At 37.7% G+C, this 446-nt stretch carries 1 protein-coding gene; it reads left to right on the top strand.

Going from position 1 to position 446, the window contains the following annotated elements; translation table 11 throughout:
• Positions 1-10: 10 nt before the first annotated feature.
• On the top strand, positions 11-446 hold a 436-nt coding region (locus KH400_RS21100; RefSeq protein ID WP_312889319.1), incomplete at its 3' end, for a CheR family methyltransferase.

The following is a 446-nucleotide window of genomic DNA, read 5'->3' as shown; positions in this document are numbered from 1 at the left end:
GAGATGGGAAGTGCTCGAGCGGAAGATTCTTCCTAGGCTTTTACATGGGCGTTCCAGGTTAAAACTATGGAGTGCTGCATGCTCTGCTGGTGAAGAACCTTACACATTAGCTATGGTTATGTCTAAATTTATGCCAATTAGAAATGTGTCAATATTGGCGACAGATTTAGATCGTGCAACCCTTGAGCGCGCTAAACTTGGATTATATACGGAACGTTCATTAAAGGAAGTTCCTGCAGATATATTATCAAGATATTTTGTGAAAGAGCCAATCGGATATCAAGTAAAAGAGGAAATTAAAAGAACTGTTGAATTTAGGCAGCAAAATTTACTTGCGGATCGCTTCGGAAATCAATATGATTTAATTATTTGCCGTAATGTTATGATCTATTTTACTGAAGAGGCAAAAAATGAGCTTCACCATAAATTTAGCCAAGCACTAAAGC

It is taken from the genome of Desertibacillus haloalkaliphilus (genome assembly GCF_019039105.1).
In the GTDB taxonomy this organism is placed as follows: Bacteria; Bacillota; Bacilli; order Bacillales; family KJ1-10-99; genus Desertibacillus; species Desertibacillus haloalkaliphilus.
Note: the sequence above shows the minus strand (reverse complement) of the source record. Positions and strands in the feature narration are given on the sequence as shown.